The organism is Pseudomonas sp. MF6767 (assembly GCF_016405475.1).
In the GTDB taxonomy this organism is placed as follows: domain Bacteria; phylum Pseudomonadota; class Gammaproteobacteria; order Pseudomonadales; family Pseudomonadaceae; genus Aquipseudomonas; species Aquipseudomonas paracarnis.
This window is the reverse complement of sequence record NZ_JAEKCY010000002.1, coordinates 507,214-521,123: the sequence shown is the minus strand read 5'-3', so window position 1 is coordinate 521,123 and position 13,910 is coordinate 507,214. Positions and strand designations below refer to the sequence as shown.

The window sequence follows — 13,910 nt, the reverse complement described above, 5'->3', positions numbered from 1 at the left end:
GAGACCTGTGAGGGAAAATCACAACAACACCAACTCCAAGCGGCCAGTCGGCGTTCGGTCTTTGAATGCAATATTCAATAGGTGCTCATTGCCGTACGTGTCGATGGCGCGCAGCTGACAAGGGCCGCCTTGATTGATCGCACTTTCACTGTGGTAGGGAATATTGTTGCCGCCCTGCAGCACCACAGTCACATGCCCTCTTCTTGGACGCGCAACCGTAGTGGCAGGGGAAAACTCCGAGCCGAGTTTAATCGCTGTGTTGTAATTGACGTTGGGCTCGCCCGGTGCGGCGTATCCGACATGGGAGGCCCGCGTGACCGTGTTGTCGCGGTCAACCCATTGAATCATTCCCATGGGGCTCATACTTGTTACCGAGAGTAATTCGACCACGGGCATCTGCACATTCTTTCCAGCGAGTTGGTACTCCCAGGTGAATAAATCGCTGTTGGGGTTGCCCGCGACCAAGTCTCGATTGAACGTGTAGTTGTCAGGGATACTAAAGTGCGGAATTTCTGCCGTTCTAAGGTCGACATACGATTTGAACGTAGCATCTATTGCGGTGTTGTAAGTAACAGGCCCTTGCGCGGTGTGCTGGGTGATTTGTGCATACAATCGGACCGATGCCCCCGTGGGAGCACGGCTCAGGATATAAAAATCTTTTTGAAAGAAATTGACATTCTCAGGCTCTTTTTGAGTAGGCGGTGGGCTGACAGCGCTCGCTGGATAAGGCAGGTACTGATTTTTCGTTTGGGAATAGAACCATTCACTGCCGTCGTCACCTCCGGGTAATATTGGGAAGAGTTCGTTTTTACGGGTGGTAATACACAAGCTCTCTAATTCATCGTCAGAAATGGTCTGGCCTGTTCTGGGAGCAATGATCAATGTCACCAATACTTGTTGACGGGCGTTGGGATAGAGCAGCGCCGACAAACTGGTCAAACTTATTTCGAATCGGCTCAGCCAATTATTGGAGGCGCGGAGGGTTTGTTCAGTCATGCTATTCACCGTGAGTGTATGGGCTACTGAAATGACGTGGTATTCACGTTTCGAAGGAGTCCTGAAAGATGTTGACCGGCGCTTCCTCTATGCGAAGACTGTATCTCGTGCTGTCATTTTCTGGATCTAATAACGCCACACTTGTTTTAAATCGTTGCGAGTTACCAAAAGCGTCAAAAGTGGTAAATTCTTTAGAAGAATTTCTAACAAGGCTGTTACTTGTTGGCACCACGCCTGAAACCACGAATACCAACCTATCGGTGCTTGGCTTGAAGTAACCATTTTCTCTCAGCCATTGACCAGCTTGGTTATTCCAGTTCGAAGGGTAGGCATACCAGAGAAAGTTCGGCTTGTCGGGTTCGCGGACGCCGACCAGGAGGGAGAAGTAGGCCTTTCCAGAACCATGACGGAGATCGTATATGTTCCAAGTAAACCATTCATCGTCATGTTCAACGTGTTTAATCGCAATGGCCCTTGCGGTGCCGGGCAAGTTAAATCCGATGTAATGGTTGTAGGTATACCAATACTGGCTGTGATAACGCACTTGTTCGATTGCTTCTACCAAGCCGCCATTTCCCGCAGTGTAATAGTTCTGCGTTACTGACCTAAGATAGACGGAACTGTAGAAACGACCATTCTGCCCGGCGCCGCCATAAGACACATCCTCGTTATGGCTGGTGTAATCAACGCTCGTACCGGGTAAACGGACACGTACGGCGAATCGGTCTACTATGCCCCCGGGGTTTGCGTCATTGGTCAAGTATCGTTTAAATACTTTTCGTTGGGTTTGTGTACCGTCCGGAGAGTAAAGAGTGAGCGGTTCCGGTTTTGGCGCAGGCAAGAACTGACTCGGCGCCACGCTTTCCGGCCTGTAGGATTGCGGAGGGGGTGATGAGTCAATTTCTTGAACAGTGAAACTTTCATCAAACGGTAAATAGCCTTTTTCATGCGGGCCGGTTTTTGCAGGCCAGCGACCTCGCAGGGCGATGAACGGAATGATTTCGACCGTTGTTCCATCGGGTACGACGGTCACTTGTCCATGTTCATCTCGCGCCTCCAGCGTAATCAAAAATTCGGAAACCTGGCGCCGGTTGTTATAAAGCCGGGCGGTAGCATTTTCTCTTCCTTGAAACTGCTGCTGTTCAAGCAGCAAGTAGCTGATGGTCCTTGCGGAACCTGCGTTCATTGGGTATCCGCCGCCAGGCATGTCGATTTCAGTTAACGGAGTATCGCTCATGATTTAATCATCCAATTCCAACTGACTTAAGGTTCATCACCAAGCCCAATCAGATCGGAGAGGGGGTGCAGCGTCTACCTGTCAATATTGACAGTCGCGACGAGTGGTATATGCGCATGGCTTGCGAGAGTCGGCTGCTCTGCGTGTCAAACGTCCTGTTGATTTAAAGTACGATAAAGTCCAGTATAGATTTTGTAGTATGTATGATCTTCCGTTTTGACATTCTTGCCAAACCAACAACAACTTGCGAGAACCCCTCCATGAAGAAACGCCATCTCCTTCCCGCCCTGGCCCTGAGCCTGTTTGCCGCCAGCCACCTGCCGGCCGCCGAGAAAACCCTGCGTATTGGCATTGAGGCCGCTTACCCACCGTTCGCCTCCAAAACCGGTGACGGCAAGATCGTGGGGTTCGACTACGACATCGGCAACGCCCTGTGTGCGCAAATGAAGGTCAAGTGCGTGTGGATCGAAGGGGAGTTCGACGGGCTGATTCCGTCCCTCAAGGTCAAGAAGATCGACATGGCGTTGTCGTCCATGACCATCAACGAAGACCGCAAGAAGTCGGTGGATTTCACCCACAAGTACTACTTCACCTCGTCGCGTCTGGTGATGAAGGACGGCGCCGTGGTGGATGACCAGTACGCCAGCCTCAAGGGCAAGAACGTCGGTGTACAGCGCGCCACCACCACCGACCGGTATGCCACCGAGGTGTTCGAGCCCAAGGGCATCAACGTCAAGCGCTACAGCAATAACGAAGAAATCTACATGGACCTGGCAGCGGGGCGCCTGGATGCGATCTTTGCCGACACCATTCCCCTGAGCGACTTCCTGTCGATGCCGCGCGGGCAGGGTTATGCCTTTGTCGGCCCGGAGCTCAAAGACCCGAAATACGTGGGTGAGGGGGCTGGCATCGCAGTACGCAAGGGCAATGGCGAGTTGGTCAGCGAATTGAATGCGGCCATCGACGGCATTCGCGCCAGCGGCGAATACCAGAAGATTTCACAGCAGTACTTCAAGGCCGATATCTACGGCGACTGATGCAAAGACGCGGTCAATGTGGGAGCTGTCGAGCTTTAGCGAGGCTGCGAAAGCGATGGGTCAGGTGATGCAAATGTTGACCTTGCCGGCCCCTTCGCAGCCTCGCCGGGGCTCGACAGCTCCCACAGGGAATCGGCGCCGTGGTCAGAAAGGGCTCAACCCTTGAGTTCCTTCAAGTGCTTGTAGACCGTCGCTCGCCCCATGCCCAGCACATTGGCCACATAGTTGGAGGCGCTCTTGCCCTTGAATGCGCCTTCGGCATGCAGCGCCAGCACCAGTTCGCGTTTGTGGTCGCGGGTCAACAGGTTCAGGCTCAACTGACGCTCGCGCAGCCAGGCATGCAGGAAGGTGTTGATACGCTCCTGCCAGTCATCACGGAACAGCGCGTCCGGCTGTGCGATCAGCTTGCTTGGCGACAGGAATAAATCCAGCGCCGCCTTGGCTGTTTCGAACATTGAAATATTCAGGTTGATGCACAACACAGCCAGCCTGCGCCCTTTGTGGTCGTGCAGCACGGTGCTCAGGCTGCGGATTTTCTGGCCATCCCAGTTGAGCTTTTCGTAAGGGCCGATATTCACCTCCCTGACGTCACCGTCGAGCATGTCCTCCAGGGACGAGTCGTCACCCAGGCTGCGTTTGGACAGGTTATTGGCGATGTAATCCACGGTTTGCGTGCGCAGGTCATGCAGCACCACTTCTGCATGGGGAAAGAACAACGTGGCGATTGCATCGGCGATCGCGCGAAAGTTCTGCATGACCTTGTCTTGTTCAGCGGTGTTCATCAATGGGGCTCCAGGCGGACCGGGGAGAGCATACCAGCGTCCAGGCCGAACCGGGTCAGTGCCTCCGGCAGCGGTTCGCCGCGCACCAGAGCGGCGCTTGCCTGGCCCATGGCGGGTGAGGTCTGGATACCATAGCCGCCTTGCGCTGCCACCCAGAACAGCCCCGGTACTTGCGGGTCAAAGCCCGACAGCAAATCACCGTCCTGCACAAAACTGCGCAGCCCGGCCCAGGTGCGCGTGGGGCGGCGGATGGTCAGGGTGGTGGCTTCCTCAATCTGGTAAATGCCCATGGCAATATCCAGCTCTTCGGGTTGCACATCCTGGGGTTCTACCGGGTCGGCGTTGGCCGGTGAGCCGAGGAACATGCCGGCATCCGGTTTCATGTAGAACGCTTCGTCGAGGGCTACCAGCATCGGCCAGTCGTGGCTGTCCATGCCCTCGGGGCCGGCAAAGACAAAGGCCGAGCGGCGCTTGGGCTGCAAGCCGATGGACGCTGCGCCCGCCAGCCCGCCGATATGGTCGGCCCAGGCACCGGCGGCGTTGATGATGACCGGCGCGGTGAAGGTCGCATCCTGGGTGCGCACCTGCCACAGGCCGTCGGCGTCGCGGCTCAAGCCCAGCACATGGCTGTCGGTGCGCACTTCGCCCTGGTTGCGGCGGATACCGCGCAGGTAGCCTTGATGCAGGGCGTCGGTGTCGATGTCACAGGCGGTAGGGTCGTAGATTGCCCCGTGGACTTTTTCACGGCGCAGGATCGGCAAGCGTGCACAGGCTTCATCGACCGTCAGGCGCTGCACCTGCTCTACGGTCGCCTTGGCGCTCAGGTACTGGCTGTCGAGTTCGGCCGGGTCACCGTTGAAATCAACGGTCATTTCGCCCCGGGGCGTCAGCAGGGGATGTTCGCAGAAGCCTGCGGGTGGCTGGTCGAAGAAGGTCCGGCTGGCCAAGGTCAGCGCGCGTACTTGCGGTGTGCCGTACGCGGCGGTGTAGAGCGCTGCCGAACGCCCGGTGGAGTGATAGGCCGGGTGGTTTTCACGCTCCAGCACCAGGACCTTGCCGTGCTGCGACAACCAGAACCCGGTGGACGCGCCGGCAATGCCGCCGCCGATAATGATGAAGTCTGCCTGGCTCATGGAGATCTCCTGAAATAAGCATTGTAGGCGCGTGCGTGCTCGCGAAAAACGTTGACGATAACGCGCCGATTCTGTGTGACCGCAGTGCCTGTGAGGTCTTGGCGAGCAAGCTCGCTCCTACAGTCGATACAGGGCATTGGCCAGGGCGATGTCTTCCAGGCCCAGGCCGATGGAGCGAAAAAAGACGTGACGATCGTAGTCGGGGCGCTGGGCCATGTCGCTGAACAACTCGGGCAGGTCGCCGGCAATCGTGCGTTTGTCCCAGCCGTGCTGTTCGCTGGCGATCAGCATCTCACCGGCCGAATCCGGAGTGGTCTGGCGGTAGTCGCAGAACACGTGCATCTGGTTGAGGCAATGTGGCGGTACTTCATGGGCACGTGGCGCATTGGTGCTGATGGAGGTAATCAGCGCGGGTTTGCTCAGGCGCGAGGGGTCGATGACCGGCCCGGCGGACGAGGTGCACAGCAGGATCACATCCGCGTCTTCCAGGGCGGCCTCACAACTTGAGACGAGGCTCAGGCGCGGGTCCAGGCTTGTCAACTGCGCACGCGTCTCGGCGCTGGCGCTGCCCAGGCTTGGCGAGTACAGGCGGATCTGCTGCCAGTCGCGCAGGTTCTGCACATAACGCAGGTGCGCCTGGGCGACCTTGCCGCTGCCGATGATCGCCAGGCGTTGCGCCGCCGCCGGTGCCAGCGCATCCACTGCCAAAGCCGTGGCGGCGGCGGTGCGTGCAGTGGTCAATTCAGCGGCATCGCACAACAGCAATGGCTGGCCGCTGTGCATCGACATCAATAAGGTCCAGGCCGTCACCAAAGGGCCCTGATCACGCACGATATAGGGGGAGGTCTTGACCCCGTACACGCCGTCTCCGGCCAGTACGCCCAGGTAGTTGATGAAATCCCCGGCGCCTTGAGGAAATTCCACCAGCTGTTGCGCCGGCTGTACCGCTTGCCCGGCGGCGAGGTCGCGGAACAGTTTGCGCAGGATCGCGGGTACATCGACTTGAGCCAATAAAGTACGGGCCTGGGCCTGGTCGATGACGAGGGGCGTCGTGGACATGGGGTTCTCCGGATAAACTAATTTGTCCATTATGGACTTTTAGTTTTTATCCGCAATGACCTGAGGGAAAAATGAGATCAATGTGGGGGAGCCATGAGGATCAGATGTGGGAGCTGGCTTGCCTGCGATAGCGGTGTGTCAGTCGGTCCATCAGGTGACTGACCCGCCGCCATCGCAGGCAAGCCAGCTCCCACAGGTGATCGGTGGTGTGCTGGCGGACGAGTTATCGCCTGCCCGAGCGCGTACTCACATCCACCCACACCGCCAGCACCAGAATGCTGCCCTTCACAATCATCTGCCAGTAGCTGTCCACATCGAGCATCGACATGCCGTTGTCCAAACTTGTAATCACCAACGCGCCAAGCAACGCGCCATAGACGGTGCCCGAGCCGCCGCGCATCGACGTGCCGCCGATAAAACAGGCCGCGATGGCATCGAGTTCGCCCATGTTGCCCGCCGAGGGTGAACCCGCAGCAAGGCGCGCGGTGTTGACCAGGCCGGCCAGCGCGCACATCACCCCCATGATGCCGAAGATCCACAGTTTCACTGCTTGCACGTTGATGCCGGATAGCCGTGTGGCTTCCATATTGCTGCCTACCGCATACACGCGGCGGCCGAATACGGTCTGGCTGGTGACGTAGCTGAATACGCCGAGCAGCACCAGCAACAGCAGAACCGGCACGGGGATACCGTCGTAGCTGTTGAGGGTGGTGACGAACCCGGCGAGCACCGCGCCGATCAATACCACACGTAACACGTCGCGCACCAAAGCGTGCGCGGCCAAGCCATGCAGTGCGCGGTTGCGCCGCTGCTTCCAGGTCAGGAACAGCGTCAGTGCGAACAGCAGTACGCCAAGCCCAGCGCCCACACTGTGGGGCAAATACCCCTGGCCCACATACACCAGCGACGGCGACACCGGCGCAATAGTGGTGCCGCCGGTAATCCCCAGCAGAATCCCGCGAAACGCCAACATTCCGCCCAGGCCGACGATGAACGAGGGAATGCGCAGGTAAGCGGTCATGTAGCCGTTGGCCAGGCCGATCATCAAGCCGCACAGCGCCACCAGGCTCAGGTTGGCCAATAGCGGCACGTGATAGACCACATCCAGAATCGCCGCCAGCCCGCCCAACAGTCCGAGCAACGAGCCCACCGACAAGTCGATCTCGCCGCTGATAATCACCAGCACCATGCCGCAGGCCAATATCCCGCTGATCGACATCTGCCGCAGCAGGTTGGAGAGGTTGCGCGGGGTGAGAAAACCGCCCTCGGTCTGCCAACTGAAAAACAACCAGATGAACGCCACGGCGATCACCAGCGCGAGCATCTTGTAGCGGGTAAAAAGGTGTTTGACCTGATTCATCTACGCGGTCTTCCGATCATTAGGGTTATGGCTGAGCGCGGCGGCGAGCACCTGTTCCTGGGTGAGCCCTTCATTGATGAAATCCCCCCGCAACTGGCCGTCGCCAATCACCAGCACGCGGTTGGACACGCCGAGCACTTCGGCCAGTTCTGAGGAGACCATGATGATCGACACGCCTTCGGCGGCCAGCGCACCCATCAATTTGTAGATCTCGTACTTGGCGCCCACGTCCACCCCGCGTGTGGGTTCGTCGAGGATCAGCACCTTGGGCTGGGTCATCAGCATTTTCGCCAGCACGGCCTTTTGCTGGTTGCCGCCTGAGAGGTTGGTGATCGGCAGCGACGGGCTGGCGGTCTTGAGGTGCATGCGGCTGATCTGCTGGTCGATGCTGCCCAGTTCGGCCTCAGCGTCGATGCGGGTCATGTGCGCGTAGGTGTCGAGCACCGCCAGGGTAATGTTCTGGCCTACCCCCAGGTCGGGAATGATGCCTTGGCGCTTGCGGTCTTCGGGCACCATGCACAGCCCGGCGCGGATCGACTTGAGCGGCGTGCGCGTGTCGATCACCTGGCCGTCCAGCCATACTTCGGCGCTGTAGCGGCCGGGGTAAGCGCCGAACAGCGCCGACACCAACTCCGTGCGCCCGGCGCCCACCAAGCCGGCGATGCCAAGGATTTCACCGCGCCTGAGCACGAAGGAGATGTCGTCGACGCGCTTGCGCTTGGGGTTATCGACGTCGTAGCAGGTGACGTTACGCGCTTCGAAGATCACCTCGCCCACTTCATGGTGCTCGATGGGGAAGAGGTTGCTCATTTCGCGGCCGACCATCTGCGTGATGATCCGGGGGATGTCCATGTCTGCCATGGCGGTGGTTGCGATGTGCCTGCCGTCGCGAATTACTGCAATGGTGTCGCACACCGCCGCCACTTCATCGAGCTTGTGGGAGATGTACACGCAGGCCACGCCCTTGGCCTTCAGGCCCTTGATAATGTCCAGCAACACCTCGATTTCGCCACGGGTCAAGGCCGAGGAGGGCTCGTCAAGAATCAACAGGCGCGCCTGTTTGTTCAAGGCCTTGGCGATCTCCACCAGTTGCTGGTAGCCGCCGCCGTACTGCGACACCGGCAGCGCCACATTCATGTCCGGCACCTTGAGTTCACGCATCAACGCCTCGGCGCGGTGCAACATCGCCGGGTAGTTCATGCGCCCACCGGGCAGGGTCAGTTCGTGGCCCATGAAAATGTTCTCGGCCACCGACAGGTCGGGCACCAGGGTCAGTTCCTGATGAATGATGACAATGCCGGCCGCCTCGGTTTCGCGGATGGACTGGGCCTTGAGCGGCTGCCCATCCCAGAGGATTTCCCCCTCCCAGGTGCCGTGCGGGTACACCGCCGACAGCACCTTCATCAAGGTGGATTTACCCGCACCGTTTTCACCGCACAGGCCCACGCATTCCCCAGGCTTGACCTTGATGTCTATGCCGTTGAGAGCGTTGACACCGCCAAAGCTTTTGACGATGCCGTTCATTTGCAGCAGGTAATGCGACATGGCAATGGCTCACACAAAAGGCCGACGAAACACCGTCACTGTAGGAGCGAGCTTGCTCGCGAAAAACCCCCAGGCGACACGGGCTGCCTGCCAGGACCTACAGGCCGATCTGCTCTTTGGTATAGAAGCCGTCTTTCTCCAACACATCGATGTTGGCCTTGGTCAACGGCGTCGGCGTGAGCAAGATGGTGTCGACCTTTTTGCTGCCATTGTCATATTGCGAGCTGTAGGTCGGCTGTTCGCTGCGTGCCAGTTGCACCGAAAGCTTGGCCGCTTCGGTAGCGATCAGCTTGAGCGGTTTGTACACGGTCATGGTCTGGGTGCCGTTGATCACGCGCTTGATCGCTGCGAGGTCAGCGTCCTGGCCGGAGATTGGCACCTTGCCCGCCAGTTTCTGCGCGGCCAGGGCCTGGATCGCACCGCCGGCGGTGGCGTCGTTGGAGGCGACAATAGCGTCGATCTTGTTGTCGTTACGGGTCAGGGCGTTTTCGACAATGCTCAATGCCTCGGTGGGGTTCCATTCCTTGACCCATTGCTGGCCGACGATCTTGATATCGCCTTTGTCGATGGCCGGTTGCAGCACCTTCATCTGACCTTCGCGCAGCACCTTGGCGTTGTTGTCCGTCGGCGCGCCGCCGAGCAGGAAGTAATTGCCCTTGGGCGCCGCTTGCAACACGCCGCTGGCCTGCATCTCGCCGACTTTTTCGTTATCGAAGGAAATATAGGCGTCGATGTCGGCATTGAGGATCAGGCGATCATAGGACACCACCTTGATCCCGGCTTTCTTGGCTTCGGCCACCGCATTGGTCAGCACCGTGGCGTTGAACGGCACGATCACGATCACATCGACGCCCCGGGAGATCAGGTTTTCGATCTGGGCAATCTGCTTCTGCTCGTTGGCATCGGCAGACTGCACGAACACCTTGGCGTCGAGCTTTTCCGCAGCGGCGACAAAGTAATCACGGTCGCGGGACCAGCGCTCCAGGCGCAGGTCGTCGATGGAAAAACCGATTTTGGGGTGCGCAGGATCCGCCATCACCGGCAGGGCGAGCAGTGCCAGGGCTGCGGCGAGCAGGGCAGGTTTGAATGACTTCATGGTGGTGCGTCCTTTTATTGTTGTTGGAAAGACACTAGGTGAAGATCCTCTTTGTGGCGAGGGAGCTTGCTCCCGCTGGAGTGCGTAGCACTCCCATTTTTTGGGGCCGCTTCGCGCCCCAGCGGGAGCAATCTCTGGCCACAGTCAGGTGTAGATAAACCGATTCACAACGCCTTCAAGCATCTCCTGGCGCCCACTCACCGCCTGCGGGTTCAGCTCGTTGGCAAAGGCATGTTCAGCCAATGATTCCAGGCTGAACTCACCGGCCAACACCGCCTGGCCCAATGGCTGCTGCCAGCCGGCATAGCGTTGGTCCTTGAACTGCTGCAAGCGGTCGTCCTGCACCATCGCCGCCGCACGCTCCAGGGCCAGAGCCAGCACATCCATGGCGGCGACATGCCCGTGGAACAGGTCCACCTCGTCCAGGCTCTGGCGGCGCACCTTGGAATCGAAGTTATAGCCGCCGTTCTTGAACCCGCCAGCCTTGAGGATTTCGTAGGTGGCCAGGGTCATCTCCTCGACGCTATTGGGGAACTGGTCGGTGTCCCAACCGTTCTGCGGGTCGCCGCGGTTGGCGTCGATACTGCCGAAGATCCCCAACGACACGGCGGTGGCGATCTCATGATGAAAGCTGTGCCCGGCCAGCGTCGCGTGATTGGCCTCGATGTTAACTTTGATCTCGTGTTCCAGGCCGTACTCATGCAGGAAGCCGAACACGGTGGCGCTGTCGTAATCGTATTGGTGTTTGGTCGGCTCTTGGGGCTTGGGCTCGATCAACAGGTCACCCGTAAAGCCGATCTTGTGCTTGTGTTCAACCACCATGCGCATAAAACGCCCGAGCTGTTCGCGCTCGCGCTTGAGGTCGGTGTTGAGCAAAGTTTCATACCCTTCACGGCCACCCCACAGCACATAGTTGGCGCCCTTAAGGCGCAGCGTGGCATTCATTGCACTGAACACCTGGGCGGCGGCGAAGGCGAACACCTCTGGATCTGGGTTGCTCGCCGCCCCGGCGGCAAAACGCGGGTTGCTGAAGCAATTGGCGGTGCCCCACAGCAGCTTGATGCCAGTCTGTTCCTGATGGCGCTCCAGGTGGTCGACCATCTGCGCAAAGTGATTGCGGTACTCCTTGAGCGTGCTGCCTTCGGGCGCCACATCGGTGTCGTGAAAGCTGTAGTAGTCGATGCCCAGCTTGGAAAAAAACTCAAACGCCGCCTCGGCCTTGCCGATGGCCACCTCCATCGGATCGCCACTGCGCTGCCACGGGCGCTTGAACGTCCCCATCCCAAACATATCCGCCCCCGGCCACACAAAGGTATGCCAGTAACAGGCGGCCATGCGCAGGTGCTCCCGCATGGGCTTGCCGAGGATCAGCTTGTTGGCGTCGTAGTGACGAAACGCGAGGGCAGAGGTGCTGGCAGGGCCTTCGAAGCGCACCTTTTCGACACCGGGGAAGTACGGCATGGGTTTTTCCTTATTGTTCTGAGCGGTGTCTGGATACTAGCAATGGCACTTGGGCGGCTGATTATGAAAATCACCAAAGGGGAGTGCGATTTTGAGTGAGGGGCTGAGAACGGCTGAGGGAGTACAGGATTTAGAGAAACGTCTGACTTTACGGTGGGGATATGCCTCTTCAAGGTTTGGTGTGCCACTTGCTCGTTTACCTCGGAAGGCGTTACGCGTCAGTTTTCTTATCGGGACGAGCAGGGAAGTACGGCCAAAAAACATGGATAAGAGGCAAAAAAATGAGCGTAGGTTATTTCATTGGACTGGGTGACAAGACCACCTGCGGCGGGGAAGTGCTGGACGGTGATAAGAGAGTCAACATACATGGCCTTTTTCATGCGTGCGAAGGTGACCGAGTCACCTGCGGCAAGGATGGGCAAACTTATAAGATCGTCGGTGGCGTTTCCCACATAAACAGCCATGGTCGGCTTATGTCCGGCACTTTGGATAGTTACAGCGACTGTCCCTGTAAAGCCGAGCTGATTCCTTCGGTGTACTCGGCCACCTATGAAAACCAACATGCAGAACCGCCCATTAACCTGCGAGTAGCTCAACCAAACGCATCATCTGTAAATCGAAACACTGTAGCGCCACGTCATTCTGGTTTCGTGCCGTCCGGTCATGTTGGATCAATGGCATCCAATGGTGTGCAAGGTCAGGAGCCAGGTTTTTATATCGTGCCCAAAAGCATGACCCGCGAGGCGCTGGAAGCCACACTTTTTCCGACGCTCGACACGGCTGTAATGCGCAAGTTTCAATCGCTGAATCCCAACACAGGCTACGTCAAAGCTGGTTCGATGATCGTGCTCAGCGATCCGAAAAACACCTCCTGCTCGTATGAAGAAGCTCAACTGATGCAGGCTGCACAACACGTCAGCGCATCACTGGATGAGCTGACGCCGGACGAGGCTGACTTTCTGCATCGCCACGGTGCAGAGATCGCCGGTTTCATCGGCCAAACCTCAACCTGGCTCGGCGTCAGCGCAGTGGTGATGGAAAAACACCTGAGCAATCTGCGCGAAACGCTGCAGGCCATGGAGCGCCTGCATCAGGACAGCTATCGGCAGCACGGACACCTTAGGTCACCGCAGTTCTTCGCTGATCGTCAGCGACTTATGAATCAGTTGGATGCTCATCTGCTCAACTCCACCCGCCTGCGCGGGCAGACCACCTTGGGCGATCACCCCAAGTTGAAAACGGCCCTGGGTATATCCAGTCGCAGCTTGGTGCATCACTGGGACAAGGCGGGTGGGCCGGGGCAGATTCCGGGGTATGCCGCTCATGTGGAAGCGGTCAGCCGTGCCACGAAGTACATGAAGGCAGGGGGTTATATCGGTATTGGACTTGGGGGAGTGTCTTCGTTGCTGGCTATTGAGCAGGTATGTAACGGGGATTCTGGAGCTGCATGTGAGAGGGTTAAGTTCACTGAAGGGGGGAAATTCGCTGGAGCCACATTGGGGGGTATTTGGGGTGGAGTGACGGGTCAAATTGCGGGTGGTTCAATCTGTTTGGGGATTGGAGTGGCAACCGGCGGGCTTGGAGGGGTCGTCTGTGTCGCGGCCTTAGTCGGGGCCGGCGCCTGGGCAGGTACGACTTTCGGTGAGATGGGTGGCGATTATATTGGGGAAAAAATTTACGAGGCTTTTCAACCATGACCCGTATTGACTCTTGGTCACCCTGGGCTGCGATCATTTTTACCGGCGGGCCTTTTCTGCTCGAACTCGTGAGTATTGCGTACAGCTTGTTCCTGAGTCATCGACATTTGGATGCGATAAAAGAGGCATTGAAAAACAGTCGCTATATTTATCTTTGGGGGCCGAGCCTGGGGAGGCGCGGCTATATTTGGTCGTTGTTGGAGATGGCGAAAATCACCGGGATGATAGCGATGCCAAGGACATATATCCGCATTGGTGACTTGAGCCCTATCGATTATGAAAACTTTCCTCCGTACCTAAAACGCCTGCTGAACCTACATTTAGCAATGGTAGTTGGCACTGGCGTTTGGCTAGGAACTGTATTCATAGTTTTAAAATTTAGGTAGATAGAACGGGCCTCCCTGAGGCCCGATATGCTCAGACTGCTTCCAGGACGTGACATCGATTTGAATGTAGCTAGGCGTGCGTAGTACACAGGCCTAATCTGCACCGACCGGCCCCAGGACA

At 57.9% G+C, this 13,910-nt stretch carries 12 protein-coding genes; 3 read left to right on the top strand and 9 right to left on the bottom strand.

Translation table 11 applies throughout. The annotated features are described in order from the left end of the window. Positions 1-18: 18 nt before the first annotated feature. Together JFT58_RS05455 and JFT58_RS05450 are read right to left on the bottom strand one after the other, a co-directional pair. Complete coding sequence (locus JFT58_RS05455; RefSeq protein WP_054922103.1) at positions 19-996, bottom strand: hypothetical protein; 978 nt, start codon at positions 994-996, stop codon at positions 19-21. Between the two features lie 43 nt (positions 997-1,039). Further along, entirely contained in the window at positions 1,040-2,233 is a 1,194-nt protein-coding gene (locus tag JFT58_RS05450) for a hypothetical protein (protein WP_054895683.1), read from the bottom strand. Positions 2,234-2,493: 260 nt separating this feature from the next. Between JFT58_RS05450 and JFT58_RS05445 the strand changes: the two genes are divergently transcribed. Next, on the top strand, positions 2,494-3,270 hold the full coding sequence (locus JFT58_RS05445; RefSeq protein ID WP_054895682.1) for an ABC transporter substrate-binding protein: 777 nt from the start codon (positions 2,494-2,496) through the stop codon (positions 3,268-3,270). Between the two features lie 155 nt (positions 3,271-3,425). Here JFT58_RS05445 and JFT58_RS05440 read toward each other — a convergent pair whose 3' ends face one another. The 7 genes from JFT58_RS05440 to xylA form a co-directional block, all read right to left on the bottom strand. Continuing rightward, the gene (locus JFT58_RS05440) at positions 3,426-4,052 is read right to left on the bottom strand and encodes a helix-turn-helix transcriptional regulator (RefSeq protein WP_054895681.1); all 627 of its coding nucleotides are present in this window, start codon (positions 4,050-4,052) and stop codon (positions 3,426-3,428) included. Beyond that, positions 4,052-5,185: an NAD(P)/FAD-dependent oxidoreductase gene (locus tag JFT58_RS05435; protein ID WP_054895680.1), complete on the bottom strand. Its 1,134-nt coding sequence runs from the start codon at positions 5,183-5,185 to the stop codon at positions 4,052-4,054. Before JFT58_RS05435 ends, JFT58_RS05440 begins: the two co-directional genes overlap by 1 nt. Positions 5,186-5,302: 117 nt before the next feature. Then, positions 5,303-6,244, bottom strand: a complete 942-nt coding sequence (locus JFT58_RS05430) for an ornithine cyclodeaminase family protein (protein WP_054895679.1) — start codon at positions 6,242-6,244, stop codon at positions 5,303-5,305. A 223-nt stretch (positions 6,245-6,467) separates the two neighbouring features. Next, entirely contained in the window at positions 6,468-7,604 is a 1,137-nt protein-coding gene (locus JFT58_RS05425; RefSeq protein WP_054895678.1) for a sugar ABC transporter permease, read from the bottom strand. Continuing rightward, positions 7,605-9,149, bottom strand: a complete 1,545-nt coding sequence (gene xylG, locus JFT58_RS05420; RefSeq protein WP_054895677.1) for a D-xylose ABC transporter ATP-binding protein — start codon at positions 9,147-9,149, stop codon at positions 7,605-7,607. Between the two features lie 97 nt (positions 9,150-9,246). Then, on the bottom strand, positions 9,247-10,245 hold the full coding sequence (gene xylF / locus JFT58_RS05415) for a D-xylose ABC transporter substrate-binding protein (protein ID WP_054895676.1): 999 nt from the start codon (positions 10,243-10,245) through the stop codon (positions 9,247-9,249). A 144-nt stretch (positions 10,246-10,389) separates the two neighbouring features. Beyond that, positions 10,390-11,706 carry a xylose isomerase gene (gene xylA / locus JFT58_RS05410; protein WP_054895675.1) on the bottom strand — a complete coding sequence of 439 codons (1,317 nt, stop codon included), beginning with the start codon at positions 11,704-11,706 and terminating at the stop codon, positions 10,390-10,392. A gap of 281 nt (positions 11,707-11,987) precedes the next feature. Between xylA and JFT58_RS05405 the strand changes: the two genes are divergently transcribed. Next, on the top strand, positions 11,988-13,403 hold the full coding sequence (locus JFT58_RS05405; protein ID WP_054895674.1) for a PAAR domain-containing protein: 1,416 nt from the start codon (positions 11,988-11,990) through the stop codon (positions 13,401-13,403). Then, on the top strand, positions 13,400-13,789 hold the full coding sequence (locus JFT58_RS05400; RefSeq protein ID WP_054895673.1) for a hypothetical protein: 390 nt from the start codon (positions 13,400-13,402) through the stop codon (positions 13,787-13,789). Before JFT58_RS05405 ends, JFT58_RS05400 begins: the two co-directional genes overlap by 4 nt. Positions 13,790-13,910: the final 121 nt, after the last annotated feature.